Annotated in this window: 21 protein-coding genes; 9 read left to right on the top strand and 12 right to left on the bottom strand. The window is 63.3% G+C overall.

Annotation, left to right across the window (positions count from 1 at the left end; translation table 11 throughout):
- Window positions 1-15 precede the first annotated feature (15 nt).
- Window positions 16-180, bottom strand: a complete 165-nt coding sequence (locus AC1D05_RS02335; protein WP_477437795.1) for a hypothetical protein — start codon at window positions 178-180, stop codon at window positions 16-18.
- Between the two features lie 253 nt (window positions 181-433).
- Here AC1D05_RS02335 and purL point away from each other — a divergent pair, with 253 nt between their 5' ends.
- From purL to AC1D05_RS02310, 5 genes are all read left to right on the top strand, one after another.
- On the top strand, window positions 434-2665 hold the full coding sequence (purL, locus tag AC1D05_RS02330; RefSeq protein WP_477437793.1) for a phosphoribosylformylglycinamidine synthase subunit PurL: 2232 nt from the start codon (window positions 434-436) through the stop codon (window positions 2663-2665).
- Window positions 2662-3186, top strand: coding sequence for a hypothetical protein (locus AC1D05_RS02325; RefSeq protein ID WP_477437791.1), 525 nt, complete (start codon window positions 2662-2664; stop codon window positions 3184-3186). Before purL ends, AC1D05_RS02325 begins: the two co-directional genes overlap by 4 nt.
- 116 nt (window positions 3187-3302) lie before the next feature.
- Window positions 3303-3536 (top strand): BolA/IbaG family iron-sulfur metabolism protein, encoded by a 234-nt coding sequence (locus AC1D05_RS02320; RefSeq protein WP_010909092.1) that lies wholly within the window; start codon window positions 3303-3305, stop codon window positions 3534-3536.
- Window positions 3537-3689: 153 nt separating this feature from the next.
- The gene (gene grxD, locus AC1D05_RS02315) at window positions 3690-4025 is read left to right on the top strand and encodes a Grx4 family monothiol glutaredoxin (RefSeq protein WP_095201472.1); all 336 of its coding nucleotides are present in this window, start codon (window positions 3690-3692) and stop codon (window positions 4023-4025) included.
- 144 nt (window positions 4026-4169) lie between these two features.
- A complete protein-coding gene (locus tag AC1D05_RS02310; RefSeq protein WP_477437789.1) occupies window positions 4170-5438 on the top strand; it encodes a multidrug effflux MFS transporter in 1269 nt (422 codons plus the stop codon).
- Between the two features lie 10 nt (window positions 5439-5448).
- On the opposite strand, the gene AC1D05_RS02305 is transcribed toward AC1D05_RS02310, so the two are convergent.
- From AC1D05_RS02305 to rpsD, 4 genes are all read right to left on the bottom strand, one after another.
- Window positions 5449-5850 (bottom strand): hypothetical protein, encoded by a 402-nt coding sequence (locus AC1D05_RS02305; protein ID WP_477438144.1) that lies wholly within the window; start codon window positions 5848-5850, stop codon window positions 5449-5451.
- A gap of 78 nt (window positions 5851-5928) precedes the next feature.
- Window positions 5929-6756: an inositol monophosphatase family protein gene (locus AC1D05_RS02300; RefSeq protein WP_477437787.1), complete on the bottom strand. Its 828-nt coding sequence runs from the start codon at window positions 6754-6756 to the stop codon at window positions 5929-5931.
- Window positions 6746-7633 carry a tRNA 2-thiocytidine(32) synthetase TtcA gene (ttcA, locus tag AC1D05_RS02295; protein ID WP_477437785.1) on the bottom strand — a complete coding sequence of 296 codons (888 nt, stop codon included), beginning with the start codon at window positions 7631-7633 and terminating at the stop codon, window positions 6746-6748. The genes AC1D05_RS02300 and ttcA overlap by 11 nt, the downstream gene beginning before the upstream one ends.
- A 134-nt stretch (window positions 7634-7767) precedes the next feature.
- Window positions 7768-8385, bottom strand: a complete 618-nt coding sequence (rpsD, locus tag AC1D05_RS02290; RefSeq protein WP_027028657.1) for a 30S ribosomal protein S4 — start codon at window positions 8383-8385, stop codon at window positions 7768-7770.
- A gap of 373 nt (window positions 8386-8758) precedes the next feature.
- Here rpsD and AC1D05_RS02285 point away from each other — a divergent pair, with 373 nt between their 5' ends.
- Entirely contained in the window at window positions 8759-8956 is a 198-nt protein-coding gene (locus AC1D05_RS02285; protein ID WP_027028656.1) for a hypothetical protein, read from the top strand.
- 100 nt (window positions 8957-9056) lie between these two features.
- Here AC1D05_RS02285 and AC1D05_RS02280 read toward each other — a convergent pair whose 3' ends face one another.
- Window positions 9057-9245: a DUF3008 family protein gene (locus AC1D05_RS02280; RefSeq protein ID WP_477437783.1), complete on the bottom strand. Its 189-nt coding sequence runs from the start codon at window positions 9243-9245 to the stop codon at window positions 9057-9059.
- 157 nt (window positions 9246-9402) lie between these two features.
- On the opposite strand from AC1D05_RS02280, the gene AC1D05_RS02275 reads away from it, so the two are divergent.
- The gene (locus AC1D05_RS02275; RefSeq protein WP_477437781.1) at window positions 9403-10782 is read left to right on the top strand and encodes an RNB domain-containing ribonuclease; all 1380 of its coding nucleotides are present in this window, start codon (window positions 9403-9405) and stop codon (window positions 10780-10782) included.
- Window positions 10783-10805: 23 nt separating this feature from the next.
- Here AC1D05_RS02275 and murI read toward each other — a convergent pair whose 3' ends face one another.
- The 3 genes from murI to AC1D05_RS02260 form a co-directional block, all read right to left on the bottom strand.
- Complete coding sequence (gene murI, locus AC1D05_RS02270) at window positions 10806-11606, bottom strand: glutamate racemase (protein ID WP_477437779.1); 801 nt, start codon at window positions 11604-11606, stop codon at window positions 10806-10808.
- Window positions 11607-11720: 114 nt separating this feature from the next.
- Window positions 11721-12323 (bottom strand): hypothetical protein, encoded by a 603-nt coding sequence (locus tag AC1D05_RS02265; RefSeq protein ID WP_477437777.1) that lies wholly within the window; start codon window positions 12321-12323, stop codon window positions 11721-11723.
- Between the two features lie 81 nt (window positions 12324-12404).
- Entirely contained in the window at window positions 12405-13253 is an 849-nt protein-coding gene (locus AC1D05_RS02260; protein WP_477437775.1) for an RNA methyltransferase, read from the bottom strand.
- 215 nt (window positions 13254-13468) lie between these two features.
- Between AC1D05_RS02260 and AC1D05_RS02255 the strand changes: the two genes are divergently transcribed.
- Both AC1D05_RS02255 and AC1D05_RS02250 read left to right on the top strand, forming a co-directional pair.
- Window positions 13469-14680: an NADP-dependent isocitrate dehydrogenase gene (locus tag AC1D05_RS02255; protein ID WP_477437774.1), complete on the top strand. Its 1212-nt coding sequence runs from the start codon at window positions 13469-13471 to the stop codon at window positions 14678-14680.
- A 139-nt stretch (window positions 14681-14819) separates the two neighbouring features.
- A complete protein-coding gene (locus AC1D05_RS02250) occupies window positions 14820-15389 on the top strand; it encodes a glutathione S-transferase family protein (RefSeq protein WP_477438142.1) in 570 nt (189 codons plus the stop codon).
- Between the two features lie 37 nt (window positions 15390-15426).
- Here AC1D05_RS02250 and AC1D05_RS02245 read toward each other — a convergent pair whose 3' ends face one another.
- Genes AC1D05_RS02245 through alaS form a run of 3 tightly spaced genes read right to left on the bottom strand, consistent with a single transcriptional unit; the run spans window position 15427 to window position 19875 of the window.
- Complete coding sequence (locus AC1D05_RS02245; RefSeq protein WP_477437772.1) at window positions 15427-15906, bottom strand: DUF2269 family protein; 480 nt, start codon at window positions 15904-15906, stop codon at window positions 15427-15429.
- A complete protein-coding gene (locus tag AC1D05_RS02240) occupies window positions 15903-17198 on the bottom strand; it encodes an SDR family oxidoreductase (RefSeq protein WP_477437770.1) in 1296 nt (431 codons plus the stop codon). The genes AC1D05_RS02245 and AC1D05_RS02240 overlap by 4 nt, the downstream gene beginning before the upstream one ends.
- 10 nt (window positions 17199-17208) lie before the next feature.
- Complete coding sequence (alaS, locus tag AC1D05_RS02235) at window positions 17209-19875, bottom strand: alanine--tRNA ligase (RefSeq protein ID WP_477437768.1); 2667 nt, start codon at window positions 19873-19875, stop codon at window positions 17209-17211.
- Between the last annotated feature and the right edge of the window lie 168 nt (window positions 19876-20043).

The raw sequence follows: 20043 nt of genomic DNA, 5'->3' as shown, positions 1-20043 counted from the left end.
GGAGCTAGGCCCGGATCAGCCTTCGGCCTTGAAGTTGCTGGCTTCCTTCCTTGCCTTGTCCTTGCCGAGCTTTTCGGCCAGTTCCTTGGCCTGGTCGGGCGAAACGTCAGTGGTCTCGGCAATATGCATGGCCTCTTTGTCCGAGAGGCGATTGTCTTTCTTGCCTTGCTTGGTAGCCATGGTCCGGATCTCCTGAATGGTCGCAGACCCAACGGCCAGGACGCCATAGCGTTCCGCATTCGGCTTTGCATCCCTCACGGTGATCTCGCCGATGCGGCCGGCCCGACAAGCGCCTGCAAGGACCTGATGCGGCTTACCCTGTCATCACCTTGTTGCTTTCTGTCTTTTTCCTCGCTCGACGGGTGTATCGACCGCAAAGCTTGCGTTATGAGGGGACTCAAAATCCCCGCTCCATGGACATAAATCGCCGCCCATGACCATTTCCAATTCCGTTCCGATCACCCCAGAGCTCATTGCCGCGCACGGGCTGAAGCCCGACGAATATCAGCGCATCCTCGACCTCGTCGGACGCGAGCCGAGCTTTACCGAACTCGGCATCTTCTCGGCGATGTGGAACGAGCACTGTTCCTACAAATCCTCGAAGAAGTGGCTGCGCACGCTGCCCACCACCGGGCCACAGGTCATTCAGGGACCGGGCGAGAATGCCGGCGTGGTCGACATTGGTGACGGCGACTGCGTCGTCTTCAAGATGGAAAGCCATAACCATCCCTCCTACATCGAGCCTTATCAGGGCGCGGCGACCGGCGTCGGCGGCATTTTGCGCGACGTCTTCACCATGGGCGCGCGACCGATCGCGGCGATGAATGCGCTGCGCTTCGGCGCTCCCGATCACCCCAAGACCAGGCATCTTGTCGCCGGTGTGGTTTCGGGCGTCGGCGGTTACGGCAATTCCTTCGGCGTGCCGACGGTCGGCGGCGAGGTCAATTTCGACGCCCGCTACAACGGCAACATCCTGGTCAACGCCTTTGCCGCCGGCCTTGCCAAGACCAACGCCATCTTTCTTTCGGAAGCCAAAGGCGTCGGCCTGCCTGTCGTCTATCTCGGCGCCAAGACCGGCCGCGACGGCGTCGGCGGCGCCACCATGGCGTCGGCCGAATTCGACGACAAGATCGACGAGAAGCGCCCGACCGTACAGGTCGGCGACCCCTTCACCGAAAAATGCCTGCTGGAGGCCTGCCTCGAGCTGATGGCCTCGGGCGCCGTCATCGCCATCCAGGACATGGGTGCGGCCGGCCTCACCTGCTCGGCGGTCGAGATGGGCGCCAAGGGCGACCTCGGCATCGAGCTCGATCTCGACAAGGTGCCGGTGCGCGAGGAGCGCATGAGCGCCTACGAGATGATGCTGTCGGAAAGCCAAGAGCGCATGCTGATGGTGCTGCGCCCCGAGAAGGAAAAGGAAGCCGAGGCGATCTTCCACAAATGGGGGCTCGACTTCGCCATCGTCGGCAAGACCACCGACGATTTGCGTTTTCGCGTGCTGCATCAGGGTGATCAGGTCGCCGATCTGCCGATCAAGGATCTCGGCGACAAGGCGCCGGAATATGACCGGCCGTGGATCGAGCCGAAGAAGCCGGCGCCGCTTGCCGCCAATGACATTCCGCAGGCCGATGTCACTGAGGCGCTGCTGAAGCTGCTCGGCGGCCCGGACCTGTCGTCCCGCCGCTGGGTGTGGGAGCAGTATGACACGCTGATCCAGGGCAATTCGCTGCAGCTTCCCGGCGGCGATGCCGGCGTGGTGCGGGTGGAAGGCCATGCGACCAAAGCGCTCGCCTTTTCGTCTGATGTGACGCCGCGCTATTGCGAGGCCGACCCTTACGAAGGCGGCAAGCAGGCGGTGGCCGAATGCTGGCGCAATCTCACCGCCACCGGGGCTTTGCCGCTGGCCGCCACCGACAACCTCAATTTCGGCAACCCGGAACGGCCCGAGATCATGGGCCAGCTGGTCGGCGCGGTAAAAGGCATCGGCGATGCCTGTCGCGCGCTCGGCTTCCCGATCGTGTCGGGCAATGTCTCGCTCTACAACGAGACCAACGGCCAGGGCATCCTGCCGACACCAACGATTGGCGGCGTCGGCCTGATCGCCGACTGGTCGAAGATGGTGCGCACCGGCTTTGCGGCTGAGGGCCAGATGATCCTGCTGGTTGGCGCGCCCGCCTCCTGGGGCACGCATCTTGGCCAGTCCGTCTACTTCAGAGACATCCATGGCCGCACGGACGGTCCGCCGCCGCCGGTCGACCTCGCGCATGAGAAGCGCGTCGGCGACCATGTGCGCTCGCTGATCGCGTCCGGCATCGTCACGGCTGCACATGACGTTTCCGATGGCGGCATCGCAGTGGCGCTGGCCGAAATGGCGATGGCGTCGGGCATCGGCGCAACCGTTCCCGGGCTTGTCGGCACCGATCCGATCCCGGTCTGGTTCGGCGAGGATCAGGGCCGCTATCTGCTGACGCTGTCGATCGACCCGCATGGCGAGGAATGGGACGCCATCCGCAAGCAGCAGGGCGAACTCGGCATCTTCGCGCCGTGGATCGGCTCGACCGGCGGCAACACGCTCAAGCTCGGCGACGCCAGGGCGATCCCGGTCAGCGACTTGACCGCCGCGCACGAAGGCTGGTTCCCCCGCTTCATGGACCAGGCCAGTTGAGTACACTGGCCGTTCGGGCGCTGCTTGCAGTCGTCTTCTGGCCGTCGCTGTTCTTCTTCTGGTTCCTCGGGCCGTTCGTCTTCTTCCTGCTGTCGACGACCTCGAGCGAGGTTTGCCCGCTGTTGGAAAGGCGTGAGCAGTTCCTGGCTTCGGCCAATGGCACGCTGCCGATGCTGGTTCTGCAGAACCTCATCTATGCGGTTCCGATCGTCTGCCTCGTGCTTTGGAGCCGGCTTTTGCCGGAGCCCGCAAGGACAGGCCGGGTCGTCACCTGCATCAAGCTTTTCGCCGTTGCAGCCATCCTGGGAGCCCTGTGGGAGTATGGCTCTTCGCTGGCCTGCGATGGTTACGGCCAGCCGTTCTTCTCGCCCGTCTGGCGGATGACCAGCTATCTGCCGATCGCCAACCTGGCGGTCAACATCCCGCTCTACGTGTTGGTCTTCAGCCTTGGCCGCGCCTTCTCGATGCGCGACGACGACCCCGCAGCCGATGCGGTCCGTCCGGATGACAGTGCGTCGTAGGCGACAATCGCGCCGGCGCTGTGCGGAACGGCTTCAATCGTGGCCTGAAAGGCTTTAGGTTTACCCCGACTCTCATCGCACGGGCGCTGCCGCCCGCCCGAAACAGGAATTCTGCCATGGCAATGGATGCCCACGACATCGAAAAACTGATCAAGGACGGCATTCCGGACGCCAAGGTGACGATCCGCGACCTCGCCGGCGATGGCGACCACTATGCTGCCGAAGTCGTCGCCGAGAGCTTCCGCGGAAAGAGCCGCGTCCAGCAGCACCAGATGGTCTATGACGCGCTGAAGGGCAATATGGGCGGCGTGCTGCACGCGCTTGCGCTGCAGACCAGCGTTCCCGACTGAGGCCGTTCCAATCAACCCCCGCTTGGCCCAATACGGCTCATCTCTTGCGCCATTTCGCCCATGGCGCGGCTAATGTCTTGTTTCGGGCAACCTATGGGTTTATTTGAAGGACATGCTTCGAGCCTGACTCCCACAGGCGTGAAAGGATGTTCCATGAGCGGTATCAACGACTACATCGACAATGAAGTGAAGGGCAACGACGTCGTGCTTTTCATGAAGGGCACGCCCGGTTTCCCGCAGTGCGGTTTTTCCGGCCAGGTCGTCCAGATCCTCGACTATATCGGCGCCGACTACAAAGGCGTGAATGTCCTGGACTCTGCAGAGCTACGCCAGGGCATCAAGGACTATTCCAACTGGCCGACGATCCCCCAGCTCTACGTCAAGGGCGAGTTCGTTGGCGGCTGCGACATTATCCGCGAGATGTTCCAGGCCGGCGAGTTGCAGACGTTCCTCGTCGAAAAGGGCGTGAGCGTCAAAGCCACTGCCTGATTTCGGTTTCGGGCAGGTTTTAACGACCGCACTGAACACCGGGGTAACCTCGCCTCGGCAATTCTTACGTCCCTGACGTCGGGACCAAGACGAGCCAATGCGCCGGCCCGCCGGCGCGTTTTCGTTTTAGAGATCGGACTTGCCGTGGACCAGCAATCAACAGCGCCGCAATTGGCAATCAAACTGCCTATTCCGCGCTGGGAGTTCATTGCGCTCTGCGCCGCACTGATGGCGCTGAATTCGCTGGCCATCGACATCATGCTGCCGGCGCTGCAACAGATCGGCGCTTCGCTCGGCGTCGAGAATGAAAACCACCGGCAATATGTGGTCACCGCCTACATTCTGGGTTTTGGTGGCGGCCAGCTGTTCTTCGGGCCGATCTCGGACCGATTCGGCCGCCGCTCGCCGCTTGTCGCCGGGCTGATCATCTACGTAGCGGCGGCCGCCGCGGCAGCCATCGCGCCAAGCTTTGAAACGCTGCTGATATGCCGCGTCGTGCAAGGCATTGGCGCGGCCGCCACGCGCGTCATCGCGGTCTCGATCGTGCGCGATACATTCGAAGGCCGGCGCATGGCCGAAGTCATGTCGCTGATCTTCATGGTGTTCATGGCGATACCGGTCATTGCGCCTGGGATCGGCCAGTTCATCATGCTGTTCGCGACCTGGCACTACATCTTCGTCACCATGGCCGTCGGCGCGCTGATCGTGTCGGCGTGGTCACTGCTGCGCCTGCCTGAAACGCTGCGCCCCGAATATCGCCGGCCACTCACGGTCTCCTCCGTCATCGGTGGCTTCCGCATCGTGCTCACCAACCGCATCGCGCTTTGCTACGCCTTTGCCAGCACCTTCGTCTTTGCCGCCATGTTCGGCTTCATCGCCTCGGCGCAGCAGATCTATGTCGACATCTTCAACGTCGGCGAGATGTTCCCGGTCATCTTCGCCGGGGTCGCGGGCGTGCTCGCCTTCTCAAATTTCCTGAACTCGCGCTTGGTCGGCCGTATCGGCATGCGCCGCTTGTCGCAGAGCGCGCTGCTGCTGTTTCTGGTCATCAGCCTGGCCTGGCTGGTGGTTTCGCTGGAAATCAAGATGCCGCTCTGGCTGTTCGTCACCTTCTTTGCCAGCGCCATGCTTCCCTTCGGCGCGCTTGGCGCCAATTTCAACGCACTGGCCATGGAGCCGCTCGGCCAGCTGGCCGGCACGGCATCGTCCATCCTGGGCTTCATGCAGACGTTTCTCGGCGGCATTCTCGGCACGCTGATCGGCCAGGCTTTCAACGGCACGGTGACGCCGCTTGCCGCCGGCTTCTGCAGCGTCTCGGTCGCGGCGCTGCTGATGATCCTCATCGCCGAGCGCGGCAAGATGTTCCAGCCGCACAACCCACCGGTTTCAGGGCATATTACCGACCTGCATTGAACGAGGTGCGTCAGGATGCACTTTGAAGTGCTGCTGTGAAGCGAGGCGCAAGCAGACGCCCCGCGATTGCTCCGCCCATACTGTCCGAAAAAGGCAATGGCAGTGCTTCGTCGAGTGCCTTGAGGATCGACGCCACGAAGGCCCGGCTGAGCTGGGTATCGGTCCCGAGATCCGAATAGGTGGCGCGAGGCTTGCCGATCAGCGTGCCGTTGCGGCGCAACGAGAACTGCAGCGTGAGCGACATGCCCGCGGTTCCGGCTGGCGGCTTCCGACAGGCATAGATGGCGTCCGACATCTCCTTGAGCGTGTCGACGGGATCGGCACTGTGGCAGGGACGCTCTTGCGCGATTGCCGCGCTGGCGCCTGCAAACAAAAAAAGAGCCGTCGCAAAAATTGCGAACCGAGATTTCATTTCAGAGAGCCCCCACGAAAGCACCAATTTTGCGGCCGCGCAAACCCACCGGTGAAGCGCGGGCCGCAGGACTTGATCCTACTCAGCCCACAGTTCGCGGCGCAACTCCTGCCAGCTTCCCCGGTCGGGGGCGACCAGCAGACCGCCACCGACATGCGATGGCAGATAGGCTGTACCGTCGAAGCGCGCGGCATGGCCGCCGGCTTCGGCATGGATCAGCACGCCGGCGAGGTGATCCCAGGGCATCAGCTTGTTGTAGACGACGAAATGGCCGTGGCCGCTCGCCAGCAAGCGGTACTCGTGGGCGGCACAGCGGTAGTTGAACTGCGACAGCGTCTTGGTCTGGTTGCAGGCGAGCCGCGTGCGGTCGGGCTCCGCCATGTATTGCCAGGAAACCGCGCCGGTCATCCCAGAAATCGGCGCGCTCGCGGCAACCCGCACGGTCTCCAGCCTGCCATGGGCATGCCGGATATGGCTGCCGGCGCCCTTGGCGCCGATCAACCAGTCCTTGCCGACGGGATCATGGATGATGCCGGCGACCGTCTCGCCCTTGACCACGACGCCGAGCATGACGCCGAACAGCGGCACGCCGGAGGCGAAATTGAAGGTCCCGTCGACCGGGTCGATGACGAAGGCCAGATCGGCATCGCCCAGACCATCGAGCAGCGCCGGATTGTCGGAACAGGCTTCCTCGCCGACAACCATGGCCGAGGGATAGTGCTGGCGCAGCCTGGCGGTGATCAGCCGCTCGGCGTTGACATCGGCTTCCGTCACCAGATCGGCGGCCGAGGTCTTCTGTCTGATGTCGCCCTCGCCCAGCCGGCGAAAGCGGGGCATGATTTCGGTGTCGGCTGCCTCGGCCAGCAGGCTGGCCAGCCAGTCGATCGCGTTGTCGTCAAATGTCATCGGGTGCGTCTTGTCCTGTGATGAGGGTCCGGTTCAGAGCGGCGAAATCGAACAGTTTCCGGTCGAGCAGATGCGACGGCCTGGTGTTGGACAGCGCGCGGATCATGGTGTCCTTGCGGCCGGGCATGCGCTTTTCCAGATCGTCCAGCATCGCCTTCATGGCGTTGCGCTGAAGGCCTTCCTGGCTGCCGCAGAGGTCGCAAGGAATGATCGGGAACCGCATGGCGGCGGCGAATTTTTCGAGGTCGGTCTCGGCACAATAGCTCAGCGGCCGCAGCACCATGACGTCGCCTTCGTCATTGAGCAGCTTCGGCGGCATGGCGGCGAGCCGGCCGCCATGGAACAGGTTCATGAAGAAGGTTTCGAGGATGTCCTCGCGGTGGTGGCCGAGCACCAGCGCCGAGCAGCCCTCTTCGCGCGCAATGCGGTAGAGATGGCCGCGCCGCAGCCGCGAGCAGAGCGAGCAATAGGTGCTGCCCTGCGGCAGCTTGTCGGTGACGACCGAATAGGTGTCCTGATACTCGATGCGGTGGGCAATGCCGTTGGCGTTGAGATAGTCCGGCAGGATGTGTTTTGGGAAATTCGGCTGGCCCTGGTCCAGATTGCAGGCCAAGAGTTCGACCGGCAGCAGCCCGCGCCATTTGAGGTCGAGCAATGTGGCGAGCAGACCGTAGGAATCCTTGCCGCCCGACAGCGCGACCAGCCAGCGCTGGCCCGGCTCCACCATCGAGAAATCCTCGATGGCCTGCCGGGTTAGCCGCAGCAGCCGCTTGCGCAGCTTGTTGAACTCGACCGAGGACGGCACATCGGCGAACAGAGGATGAGAGCCGCCTTCGGCGGCCGGTTCTAGAGTCTCGATGTCTGGCAGCATGTTCATGGCGCGGCGGCCCCGGAGGTGACGTCCGCCCGGATTAGCGCATCGGCCGGAGAATCGAAACCGCAAAGCGGATGTACGAAACAAAAAGGCCGCCTCGAAGGGCGGCCTTTTCGGTATCGCAGAAAAGCGTTCGCTTAGCGCGAATAGAATTCGACGACCAGGTTCGGTTCCATCTGCACGGCAAACGGAACGTCCGCCAGGCCGGGGATGCGCGAGAAGGTCGCGACCATCTTGTTGTGATCGGCTTCGATGTAGTCCGGCACGTCGCGCTCGGCGAGGCCGACCGATTCCAGGACGATGACCAGCTGCTTCGACTTTTCACGCACTTCGATGACGTCGCCCGGCTTGCAGCGGTACGAGCCGATGTTGACGCGCTTGCCGTTGACGTTGACGTGGCCGTGGTTGACGAACTGACGGGCGGCGAAAATGGTCGGCACGAACTTGGAGCGGTAGACGACCGCGTCGAGACGCGACTCGAGCAGGCCGATCAGGTTCTCCGAGGTGTCGCCCTTGCGGCGGTCAGCCTCTTCATAGACCTTGCGGAACTGCTTTTCCGAAACGTCGCCATAGTGACCCTTCAGCTTCTGCTTGGCGCGCAGCTGCAGGCCGAAGTCGGAAAGCTTGCCCTTGCGGCGCTGGCCATGCTGGCCGGGGCCGTATTCGCGCTTGTTGACCGGGGACTTCGGGCGGCCCCAGATATTTTCGCCGAGACGGCGGTCGATCTTGTACTTCGCAGATTCGCGCTTGCTCATCGCATTCCCTTTTTAAAACAACACACCCGGCACCTCATGGTCCGGGTGAAGGAAACGCGCCCTCCTCTGGCCTCCGTTTTCGAGACCTGACAGGGTTTTCCCACGCAACGCGGCGGAAAACCCACGGGACACGTCAGTTCAAACAAAACCAGAAACCAAGGCAACCGGTCTTGCGCATCCAAAACAAACACCGGACATCGCTGCCCGGCGTTGGCGGCTGGTTAAACCGAGATTTAACCGGTGTCAAGCTTGTGAGTGGCGCGGCGCAACGCAACTCTATAGCGTTCGGGGCGTTACGCGATGCCGGATGTGGCGGGAGGTTCTGCGCCAACGGCACCAGGAAGGGATCTGGAGCTAGAGGAGTCCAATTAGCATGAAGAAGTTCTTCCTTACCTTGGCAGGCGCCGCGGTGCTTGCAGGTTCGATGGCGGTGGCGCCGGAACCGGCGATGGCGCGCCATTGGCACGGCCACAAACAGGTCTGCCGCGTCATCGTCAAGAAGCGGGTGGTGTGGCGGCACGGTCATCGCAAGGTGATCGTGACAAAGGTAAGGCGCTGCCACCGCTGGTGAGGCAAAACATTTGCCGAGAGACTTTGCTTGAAGAAACAAGGCCCGCAGTTCCGTTGCGGGCCTTCGTCTTTTTTGGGTCAACGTTTCGCGAACGAGATGCTCAGTCTTTCGACTTCTTTTCCGGCAATCCCTTGCGCTTGGTCTCGGCGAATTCCTCAAGCTGTTTTTCGCTCATGGATTCGTACATTCCTTTGGAAGCGCCCTTGAGTTCGCTCTTTTTCGTCTCGCCGCGCTTGGCGGAGAGCGCGGCCCCGGCAGCTTTTTGCTGAGCTTGTGAGGTGGCAGGCATGGCTGTTTCTCCTTTGCTGTCAGAGGAGAAACGCCGAGCTTCGGCGGCAGTTCCAGAGACCCAGTTCCTCACCAGACTGCTGCCATTCCGGCGGCCGGCTCTGGCGATTTTCGTTAGCGACCTTCCCGTGTTCGAAGCTCCGGTGTAGGACCGCTGAATGAAGTCTCTGACAGACCCTTCACGAGCGCTCTTCACCGGCCTGGCGAAGATCCGCACCGAATTCCACGTGCCGGAGGGATTTCCGGCTGAGGTCATGGCCGCGGCGGAGGCGGCGGCCCGACGTGCGCCGAACCAGCATGCCAATCGAATTGATATGCCCTTCGTCACGCTCGATCCGGCTGCCTCCACCGATCTCGACCAGGCGTTCTCGATCGAGGCGAGCGCCGGTGATCTTCTGCTGCACTATGCCATTGCCGACGTGGCCTGGTTCGTCGCGGACGGCGACGCGATCGATCTCGAAGCCTGGACGCGGGGCGAGACGTTTTACCTGCCGGACGGCAAGGCCGGGCTCTACCCGCCGGTACTTGCCGAGGGTGCGGCGAGCCTGTTGCCGGACGGCCCGCGTCCAGCTGTTATCTTCACCGTTCGGGTCGCTGAGGACGGTGCGGTGAAATTGGACGGCGCGGAGCGGGCAATCGTTCAGAGCCGCGCGAAGCTCGCCTATGACAGCGTGAAGGCCTCCGACGTTCCCGCCGGCTTCGCCGAAATGGCGCGGCGCATGGCGATGAACGAAAAGCGTCGTGGCGCTTCCCGCGTCGACCCGCCCGAGCAGGAGGTTGAGAGGCTCGCCGACGGCACATTCCAGCTTTCGTTCAGACCGCTGCTGCAATCCGAACAAGACAACGCCGCGCTTTCGCTGGCTGCCAACATGGCGATCGCCGACGCCATGTTTGCGCACCATACCGGGTTGTTCAGGGTGATGTCGGAGCCGGATGCTTCCAAGGTGCAAAGGCTGCGCAATGCGGCGCAGGCTCTCGGGCTGTCCTGGCCGGCCTCCACCAGCTTGCACGACTATCAGCGGACCCTTGATCCGACCAACAAGCAGCAGGCGGCGCTGATGCTGGAAATCCGCCATGCCGGCTCCGGCGCGTCCTATCAGCCCTATCAGAAGGGCGTCGTCCCGTGGCACGAGGCGATGGCTGCAACCTATGCCCACGCAACCGCGCCGCTCAGGCGGCTGGCCGACCGCTATGTCATTCGCTGTGCGCTGGCTATCGCCAACGGCCAGCCCGTGCCAGAGGCCGTCACCGAGGCGTTCACCAGATTGCCGAAAGTGATGGGACGGTCGGATGCCCGCGCTTCGCAGATCAACCATGCGGCCATCGACCTTGCCGAGGCGGTGATGCTCAGGGGACGCGAGGGTGAGACGTTCAAGGCCGTTGTCACCGACGTCAACCATGGCGTGCGCGTCCAGCTTGCCGACATGCCCGTCGTTGCCAACCTGAAGGCCTCCGGGCTCGAACAGGGTGATGGTCTGACGCTAAGGCTGGTCTCGGCAGATCCGGATCAGCGCAGCATCGTCTTTGAAGCTGTTTGAGCGGCAGACGTTTCCGCCACCGCCTAGCGTACGGCCAGTCCAAATCCCTGCATCAGCCGGCTGACGGCGAAATCCGCCTTGCCGGAGGTGAAGACGGCGATATCGGGTTCGCTTTGCGGCAGTGGCCCGTCGACGGGCGGCAGCAGCGAAAGCGCGCGACGGGCGATTGCTTCGGCCGGATCGATCCAGTCGACCGGCCAGGGCGCGGTCTTGCGCATGCGGTTGACCAGGAACGGATAATGCGTGCAGGCCAGCACGACGATGTCGGTCCGCATTCCATCACGCTCCATGAAACAGGGCGCGATCTCGGTGCACACGGCCTCCTCGTCGACAAAGCCCTCGCGCATATAGGCTTCGGCAAGTCCCGCCAGCCTGTCGCTGCCGACCAGGCGGACATGGCATTTCTGCGCCCATTTGCTGATCAGGTCGCGCGTGTATTGCCGCTTCACCGTGCCTGGCGTCGCCAGTACCGAGACCAGGCCCGAACGTGTGCGCTCGGCCGCCGGCTTGACCGCCGGCACGGTGCCGACAAAGGGATGGCCTGGAAAGGCGTCGCGCAGCACGTCGATCACCAGCGTCGAGGCGGTGTTGCAGGCGATGACGGACATGACTGGTTCAAACCGGTCGAGCAGTTTGGCGAAGAGCTCCAGTATGTGCGTCCGCAGCGCCGGTTCTTCCCAGGCGCCGAAAGGAAACGCCGCATCGTCGGCGACATAAATGAAACGCCGGTCCGGCATCAGCACGCGCGCCTCGCGCAACACGGTCAGCCCGCCGACGCCGGAATCGAACATCAGGATCGGGCGGTGGCTTGATCGATCGTTCATGAATATCGGACCACGGAAAGAGGCTGGCCAGTGATTTGGCCAATGCCGTTTCTATCCGCAACGATCATGGTCTTGAAGTGGCGAATGCTCGCAAGTTTTGCGCAGTTCTGGGCCTCACACCCCACGCTTGCCGAAGCCGGCGGCGCGCGGCCTGCCGAAAGGCTGTGGTGCGGGCGAAACGCGTGCAGCGGCGACACGCGGCGTAGCGGGAACAGTGCTTGCCGCGGTTCGGTCGGCGCGGGCTGGCGTTGGCAGCGGGCCGTCAAAGTCGAAGATTGAGGTCAGCTCTTCGATGTTGTTGCCGGCGACAGGCTTTGCCCACAGGATGGTGCACCAGAGGCCGAATATGGAAAGGCCGAGCAGGTTCAGGCCGCCAGGCACGCTTTCCGGATCGCCGAATTTGATGACCAGCAGCGTGCCTGCTTGCAGAACGGCGTAGAAGCCGGAAAGCACGATATAGGACCACACGATCCATCGGCGCCCGTTTGCATCGCGACTGCGGCGCAACGCAATGTTGCCGCGCAGCACAACAAAGATGAGCGAGAAGACCAGTACCGCACCGGCCATGCCTTGACGTGACGGGCCTGGCGCAGAATAGACCAGAGCTTCGAAGCCGATCGTGCCCATGATGCAGACGATGATCGCCACCATCTCGGCCACCGACAGGCCGAGTGAGTAAAGGAAGAAGCGCATCCGGCCTATACTGGACGTAACCATATGCCACCCTCACAGTTTCGATGAGGATGGATCAGCACCGAATAATATTCGGTTACACCAGACGTTCGAAGCTTATTGACCTTAATCTTCTTTGTCTGTCGTCCGGCTTCGCGCAGCGGCCGGAAGTCGTCTTGGATCGTCCCCCGGCGAGCCATCGCCACGCGGCATTGCCGGGGAAAACCTGTCGAGCGAGGAAATAATGCCGCGCAGTACTTTGAGCTCCGGTTCGGCGAAGCCGGCGCGCGTCAGCACGGCGCGCAGATTGTCGACCATTTTCGGTTTCTTCGGCGACGGCCGGAAATAGCCGCGCGCCTCGAGCGCGCCTTCAAGATAGGCGAACAGGCCGTGCAACTCTTCCTTGCTGGCCGGCTTCATCTCCGGCCCCGTGAAGTTTGTCTTGGTCTCGTCCTCGAGGCCGGATTTCATCCACTCATAGGACATCAGCAGTGCTGCCTGGGCGATGTTGAGCGAAGAGAAGTCAGGGTCGACGGGAAAGGTGACGATCTCGTCGGCAAGGCCGACTTCGTCATTGTAGAGGCCGAAGCGCTCACGGCCGAACAGGATGCCGGTGCGCTGCCCCATGGTGTGACGGGCGCGGAGCACCCTGCCCGCCTCCACCGGACCGCGCACGGACTTGAAGCCGTCGCGCTGCCTGGCGGTGGTGGCGAAAACGAAGTTCAAATCGGCAAGCGCCGAGGCCAGGTCGTCGAACACTTTCACGGCGTCGATGACATGGTCGGCCCGGCTGGCGGCGGCGCGCGCCTTCTCGCTCGGCCAGCCGTCGCGCGGGTTAACCAGGCGCAGCTCGGCCAAGCCGAAATTGGCCATGGCGCGGGCGACCATGCCGATGTTTTCGCCGAGCTGCGGCTCGACCAGGATAATCGCCGGGCCGGCGGCTGCGATCTTGTCGGGGTCTTTGGTGACGGGCATGATTGTCAATGAACTGCTGTTTGCGGCATTTCAGCGTTCCCTGCCATATTCAGCCGCGAAAATGAAGCTTTGGCAAATGATCGCGGCGACAGCCCCACAGTCGTGACCGATCGCCGTTTGCGCGGCCAAAAGCGCTTTGATATACGGGCGGCATCCCCTGGCCAAATCCCGCGCGGGCAAGGCCGTCCCATATCCCAGCAACGAGGCATTCTTTCATGGCGAAGATCAAGGTGGCGAACCCGGTCGTCGAACTCGACGGCGACGAGATGACCCGCATCATCTGGCAGTTCATTAAGGACAAGCTGATCCACCCTTATCTCGACCTGAAGCTCGAATATTACGACCTCGGCATCGAGCACCGCGACGCCACCAACGACCAGGTGACGATCGATTCGGCCAACGCCATCAAGAAATACGGCGTCGGCGTGAAATGCGCGACGATCACCCCCGACGAGCAGCGCGTCGAGGAATTCAAGCTGAAGAAGATGTGGAAGTCGCCGAACGGCACCATCCGCAACATCCTCGGCGGAACCATCTTCCGCGAGCCGATCATCATGAAGAACGTGCCGCGCCTGGTGCCGGGATGGACCAAGCCGATCATCGTCGGCCGTCACGCCTTCGGCGACCAGTACCGCGCCACCGATTTCCGCTTTCCGGGCAAAGGCAAGCTGACCATCAAGTTCGTTGGCGAGGACGGCCAGGTGATCGAGCATGATGTGTACGATGCACCAGGCGCCGGTGTGGCCATGGCCATGTACAATCTCGACGAGTCGATCCGCGAGTTCGCCCGCGCCTCGCTGAATTACGGCCTGCTGCGCAACTATCCGGTCTATCTGTCGACCAAGAACACCATCCTCAAAGCCTATGACGGCCGCTTCAAGGACATCTTTCAGGAAGTCTACGAGGCGGAATTCGAGGCCGAGTTCAAGGCAAAGAAGCTGTGGTACGAGCACCGCCTGATCGACGACATGGTGGCCTCCGCCCTGAAATGGTCTGGCGGCTATGTCTGGGCCTGCAAGAACTATGACGGCGACGTGCAGTCCGACACGGTGGCGCAAGGTTTTGGCTCGCTCGGCCTGATGACATCGGTGCTGATGACGCCGGATGGCAAGACGGTAGAGGCGGAAGCCGCGCACGGCACCGTCACCCGCCACTATCGCCAGCACCAGAAGGGCGAGGAAACCTCGACCAATTCGATCGCCTCGATCTTCGCCTGGACGCGCGGCCTCGCGCATCGCGCCAAGCTCGATGACAATGCCGAGCTGAAGCGCTTTGCCGACACGCTGGAGAAGGTCTGTATCCAGACGGTCGAATCCGGCTTCATGACCAAGGACCTGTCGCTCTTGATCGGTCCCGACCAGCCCTGGCTGTCGACCACCGGCTTCCTCGACAAGATCGACGAGAATCTGCAGAAGGCGATGGGGTAAGAACCCAGATTTACAAGACGGCGAAGGCTCCGAAAGGAGCCTTCGCTTTATTGGGGCAGCGAAAACGAAGGGCTGACAGCATGACCAGGCCGATCCTCTATACGGCGCGGACTACAGCGTTTACGTGCGCATCGCGCGGATGGCGCTGGAGGAGAAAGGCATCGACTATGAACTCGTGCCGCTCGATATCTTCGCCGCCGAAGGCATTCCGGCCTGGTATCTGGAGCTTCACCCGTTCGGCCGCATTCCGGCCTTCGAGCATGACGGGTTCCGGCTGTTCGAGACGAACGCGATCGCGCGCTATATCGACGAAGCCTTCGACGGCCCGGCGCTGCAGCCTGCCGATGCGCGCGGCCGCGCCAGGATGGGCCAGATGACAGGCATGCTCGACGCCTATGCCTACCGCGCCATGGTCTGGGACGTTGCCGTCGAGCGGCTGGAAAAGGCTGAGCCGGATGAGGCTTTGATCGCCGACGGACTCCGCCAGGCCGAAACGGTGCTGCGGGTGCTAACCTCGCTCAAGGCTCCCGGCCCGTGGCTGCTCGGCGACCAGGTGACGCTGGCCGACCTGCATGCCGCGCCGATCATCGCCTATTTCTTAAAAGTCGCTGAGGGCCAAAAGCGCCTGGCCCAATTTGCCGATATCCACGCCTGGTGGGGCCGCATCGCGGCCCGAGTGAGCTTCGCCAAGACCGAAAAGGCAGATTGAGCTGCCCACCAGGCGAGCCAAGGCGGAAGGCGATGGGCTAAAGCCCTATCTCCGGCCTGGTGACCATCAGCCAGAGAATGGCAAGCACGGCGGCGAAAGCCGGGAAGCCGCAAGCAAACCAGATGCGAAACAGGCGCTTCTCTTCGGCGGGCAGCGGCGCGTTTTCGATGGCCGCCTGCCGCGCCAGGTTGCGGATGCGAATCTGGATCCAGACCACCGGCAGCCAGAACAGGCCTGTCACGACATAGAGCAGCAAGGACAGCACGATCCAGCCCTCGGACAGCGGCCAGCCCACTGCCCGCGCCAGCAGCACGCCCGTGATCGGCTGAACGATGACGGCGGTCGCCGTAAAAATGGTGTCGGCGATGACAACCGTGCCCGCGACATGGGCGACGAGGTCGGCGCGGCCAGTGCGTTGCGCCATGAGCATGAAGAAGGCGATGCCGGCGCCGGTGCCGAACAGAACCGTGGCGCCGATGATATGCAGCCAGCGCAGAGTGTCGACCCAGAGGCTCATCGCTCGTCCAAAATCGCCAGCGCCACCAGGACAAGGCAAAGCGCGGGTACCGCCTTGACCATTGCCCCCAGGGGATCGAGCCACAGATCGGGCGCAAGTGCGGTTGCCGCGCCAAGATAGGCCAAGGTGATGGCAATCATTCCCGTCAGCGCGAGGCGTGCGAGGGAACGCACCAGAACAGCGGCTCCGACAATGATGTCGGCAACACTTCCGGCAAGCACCATTCCGAGCGCAAGCGCAGACGACAGGCCATGCGACACCAGAATGTCGGCTGCCGCATCCTGTCGAGCCAGGCCGACGATGCCGGAAACCAGCCAGAACAGCGGGAGCACGCCGAACACGATCGGCTTCAGCAGCCACAGGCGGGCGAACCATCGTTGCTGGACATTTGCGGGCATGTCGGCCAGCGTCGCTTCCAGTGGCTGAAGCGGGTGGCCGCTTATATCGTTCCAGGGTCCGGCATTGCCGGTCACGCCACGCGCCAGCGCGACAAGGGCTGCGCTGCGCAAAGGCGATCGCCAACCAAGCAGGCCAAGGCCGTCCGCAATGACGGCGGCAAGCCGGCCGACAACGGCCGGCATCGGCACGATGCGGGCCGACGGCAGCCCAAGCCATGCCCGAAAGTCTGAGAGAACATCAGCGAGCGATCGGGCCTCGGTTTCAACGAGATCAATCGCAAGGCGCGGCGGCAGAGATCCGGCAACCGCGCGCGAGACCGCCTCGGCAACGTCCGTTACCGCGACGGTCTGGATCGGCCGGCGCGCCATGACGGCAGGGACAAAAACGGGAAAGGCCGCAAGGGCGCGCAAAAGTGCGGTCCCGCCATAGGCGGCGGGCGCGATCACCAGGCCCGGCCGCAGGATGGTCCACTCCAGCGAGGAGCTTGCGACCGCCTTGTCGCCTTCCGCCTTGGTGCTGAAGAAAGCATCTGATGAGGCGGGATCGGCGCCGATCGCCGAGATCTGCGCAAAGCGGTGCACTCCGGCCTGCTCGCAGGCCGTGACCAGCGCCACCACCGAGCCGCGATGGATGGCGTCGAGGCGATCGCGCGGGCCGTCCTGCAGCGCGCCTGCCGCATTGACGACCGCGTCCATGCCCGCGACCACCGGCAGCCAGTCTTCAGCAGCGAGCAGTTTCGACATGTCTGCCGCGATCCAGCGAACCGCCGGCCGGCGTCGTTGTGCATCCCGGATATCGCGACCGAGACCGGTCACGTGATGACCGTCGCGAAGCAAACGGCCGACGACAGCGTCCCCGATCAAACCATAGCCGCCGAGGACAAGAACATTCATGTCGTGGCTTTCAGGCGGCTTCGAGTGCCGCCTTCACAGCCGCTATCGCATCATTGGCCTTTGAGGCATCCGGTCCGCCGGCCTGCGCCATATCGGGCCGTCCGCCGCCGCCCTGCCCGCCGAGTGCTGCGGAGGCCACGCGCACCAGATCGACGGCGCTGAAGCGGCTTAACAGATCGTCGGTGACAGCGACGACGACGCTCGCCTTGTTGTCCTCGCCGGCGCCGACGAAGACGACGACGCCGGAGCCCAGCGAGGTCTTGCCGGCATCGGCCAGCGGCTTCAGATCCTTCGGCGAGACGCCGGAGACCGCCTTGCCGAGGAAGCCGACGCCCGCCACCGTCTCGTTCTCCGACGGTGCACCTACCGCGGCACCGCCGCCCAGCGCCAGTTTCTTGCGCGCTTCGGTGAGTTCCTTCTCGAGCTTCTTGCGCTCTTCGAGCAAAGCCTCGACGCGGGCCGGCACGTCAGCCGGTGAAATCTTCAGCACCGCCGCCGCCGCCTTCAGACGCCTGTCCTGCTCGTCGAGATGTCTGCGCGCGGCTTCGCCGGTCAGCGCCTCGATGCGGCGCACGCCGGCGGCGACCGCGCTGTCGGAGACGACGCGGACCAGACCGATATCGCCGGTCGCCCTGACATGGGTGCCGCCGCAGAGCTCGACCGAATAGGGCCGGTTGGCCTTGGCGCCATGCAAGCCGGTGCCCATCGACACGACGCGCACCTCATCACCGTACTTCTCGCCGAACAGCGCCATGGCGCCCTCGGCAATGGCGTCGTCGACCGACATCAGGCGCGTGGTCACCGGGCTGTTCTGGACGACGATCTCGTTGGCCATGCGCTCGACCTCTTCGAGTTCCTCGGCCGAGATCGGCTTGTTGTGCGAGATGTCGAAACGCAGCCGCTCGGGCGCGACCAGCGAGCCTTTCTGCGCGACATGGGTGCCCAACACCTCGCGCAGCGCCTCGTGGATCAGATGCGTGGCGGAGTGGTTGGCGCGCAGCCTGGTGCGGCGCGCATGGTTGACCTTGAGCTCGACCGCAGCGCCCGTCTTGACGGTGCCGCTTGCTACCTTGCCCAGATGCACGAACAGCCCGTCGGCCTTCTTCTGCGTGTCGGAAACCTCGATCGAAAACCCTTCGCCGGAGATCACACCGGTGTCACCCATCTGGCCGCCGGACTCGCCATAGAACGGCGTCTGGTTGACGACCACGGCAACGGCGTCGCCCTTGCTGGCGCTGTCGACGGCCTTGCCGTCCTTGACCAGGGCCTGGATGAGGCCTTCCGCAGCTTCAGTCTCGTAACCGAGGAATTCGGTGGCGCCGGTCTTTTCGCGCACGGAGAACCACACTGTCTCCGTCGCGGCCTCGCCAGACCCGGTCCAATGCTTGCGCGCCTCGGCCTTCTGCTGCTCCATCGCATTGGTGAAGCCAGCAAGGTCGACCGAGATGCTGCGCTGGCGCAGCGCGTCCTGAGTCAGGTCGAGTGGGAAGCCGTAGGTGTCGTAAAGCTTGAAGGCCGTCTCGCCGTCCAGCATGTCGCCGGCATGCAGTGTTTCCGTCGCCTCGGAGAGCAGGCCGAGGCCGCGCACCAGCGTCTTGCGGAAGCGTGTCTCCTCGAGCTTCAGCGTCTCTGTGATCAACTGCTCGCCGCGCAGCAGTTCGGGATAGGCCTGGCCCATCTCGCGCACCAGCGCCGGCACCAGCTTCCACATCAGCGGCTCGTTCGCACCGAGCAACTGCGCGTGGCGCATGGCGCGGCGCATGATGCGGCGCAGCACATAGCCGCGGCCTTCGTTCGACGGCAACACGCCGTCGGCGACCAGGAAGGAGGACGAGCGCAGGTGATCGGCAATGACGCGGTAGGACGCCACCGTTTCCGCATCCGGAGCACGCCCAAGCGCGGAGGACGCCGCATCGATCAAATGCCGGAACAGGTCGGTTTCGAAAACGCTTTCCACGCCTTGCAGGATGGAGGCCATGCGCTCCAGGCCCATGCCGGTGTCGATCGACGGACGCGGCAGGTCGACGCGCTCCTCCTTCGTCACCTGCTCATATTGCATGAACACCAAGTTCCAGAATTCGAGGAAGCGATCGCCGTCTTCCTCGGGACTGCCGGGAGGACCGCCCCAGATGTGCTCGCCACGGTCGATGAAGATTTCCGAGCACGGCCCGCAAGGACCGGTGTCGCCCATCGCCCAGAAATTGTCCGAGGTCGGGATGCGGATGATGCGATCGTCCGAGAAACCGGCGATCTTCTTCCAGAAACCGGCCGCCTCGTCGTCCGTATGGTAGACGGTGACCAGCAGCTTGTCCTTGTTCAGCCCGAACTCCTTGGTGATCAGGTTCCAGGCAAGCTCGATGGCACGCTCCTTGAAATAGTCGCCGAAGGAGAAATTGCCGAGCATCTCGAAGAAGGTCAGGTGACGCGCGGTGTAGCCGACATTGTCGAGGTCGTTGTGCTTGCCGCCGGCGCGGACGCTCTTCTGGGCGGTCGTGGCGCGCGAATAGGCCCGCTTCTCCAAACCGGTGAAGACGTTCTTGAACTGCACCATGCCGGCATTGGTGAACATCAATGTCGGATCGTTGCGCGGCACGAGCGGGCTCGAGGCGACGACCTCGTGGCCCTCCTTGCGGAAATAGTCGAGAAATGTCGACCGGATCTCGTTCACGCCACTCATGACTGCTGCCTTTTCGCGAAAACCGCCGGCGCGGCCGGCGGAAACTGGTCTCTGCTTTGCAGAAATAGATTTGGCCTTTTAGCGGGCACGCCCCAGCCTGTCCAGAAACACGGAATTGGGCCAATCGAGGAGCTTGCCAGCCGTCGGCGCCACCCAAAAACGAAAACC

Source organism: Mesorhizobium sp. P2_E9 (assembly GCF_056403815.1).
The sequence above is the reverse complement of the archived record's forward strand: the minus strand, read 5'-3'. Positions and strand labels throughout refer to the sequence as shown.

Coding starts and splice junctions, on each gene's coding strand:
- AC1D05_RS02335 (WP_477437795.1), bottom strand. CDS start 180: ATGGCTACCAAGCAAGGCAAGAAAGACAATCGCCTCTCGGACAAAGAG.
- AC1D05_RS02265 (WP_477437777.1), bottom strand. CDS start 12,323: ATGGTTACGTCCAGTATAGGCCGGATGCGCTTCTTCCTTTACTCACTC.
- AC1D05_RS02320 (WP_010909092.1), top strand. CDS start 3,303: ATGGCAATGGATGCCCACGACATCGAAAAACTGATCAAGGACGGCATT.
- grxD (WP_095201472.1), top strand. CDS start 3,690: ATGAGCGGTATCAACGACTACATCGACAATGAAGTGAAGGGCAACGAC.
- AC1D05_RS02250 (WP_477438142.1), top strand. CDS start 14,820: ATGGCGCTGGAGGAGAAAGGCATCGACTATGAACTCGTGCCGCTCGAT.
- alaS (WP_477437768.1), bottom strand. CDS start 19,875: ATGAGTGGCGTGAACGAGATCCGGTCGACATTTCTCGACTATTTCCGC.
- AC1D05_RS02300 (WP_477437787.1), bottom strand. CDS start 6,756: ATGACATTTGACGACAACGCGATCGACTGGCTGGCCAGCCTGCTGGCC.
- AC1D05_RS02255 (WP_477437774.1), top strand. CDS start 13,469: ATGGCGAAGATCAAGGTGGCGAACCCGGTCGTCGAACTCGACGGCGAC.
- AC1D05_RS02280 (WP_477437783.1), bottom strand. CDS start 9,245: ATGCCTGCCACCTCACAAGCTCAGCAAAAAGCTGCCGGGGCCGCGCTC.
- AC1D05_RS02275 (WP_477437781.1), top strand. CDS start 9,403: ATGAAGTCTCTGACAGACCCTTCACGAGCGCTCTTCACCGGCCTGGCG.
- AC1D05_RS02240 (WP_477437770.1), bottom strand. CDS start 17,198: ATGAATGTTCTTGTCCTCGGCGGCTATGGTTTGATCGGGGACGCTGTC.
- AC1D05_RS02260 (WP_477437775.1), bottom strand. CDS start 13,253: ATGCCCGTCACCAAAGACCCCGACAAGATCGCAGCCGCCGGCCCGGCG.
- murI (WP_477437779.1), bottom strand. CDS start 11,606: ATGAACGATCGATCAAGCCACCGCCCGATCCTGATGTTCGATTCCGGC.
- AC1D05_RS02305 (WP_477438144.1), bottom strand. CDS start 5,850: ATGAAATCTCGGTTCGCAATTTTTGCGACGGCTCTTTTTTTGTTTGCA.
- purL (WP_477437793.1), top strand. CDS start 434: ATGACCATTTCCAATTCCGTTCCGATCACCCCAGAGCTCATTGCCGCG.
- ttcA (WP_477437785.1), bottom strand. CDS start 7,633: ATGAACATGCTGCCAGACATCGAGACTCTAGAACCGGCCGCCGAAGGC.
- AC1D05_RS02285 (WP_027028656.1), top strand. CDS start 8,759: ATGAAGAAGTTCTTCCTTACCTTGGCAGGCGCCGCGGTGCTTGCAGGT.
- rpsD (WP_027028657.1), bottom strand. CDS start 8,385: ATGAGCAAGCGCGAATCTGCGAAGTACAAGATCGACCGCCGTCTCGGC.
- AC1D05_RS02245 (WP_477437772.1), bottom strand. CDS start 15,906: ATGAGCCTCTGGGTCGACACTCTGCGCTGGCTGCATATCATCGGCGCC.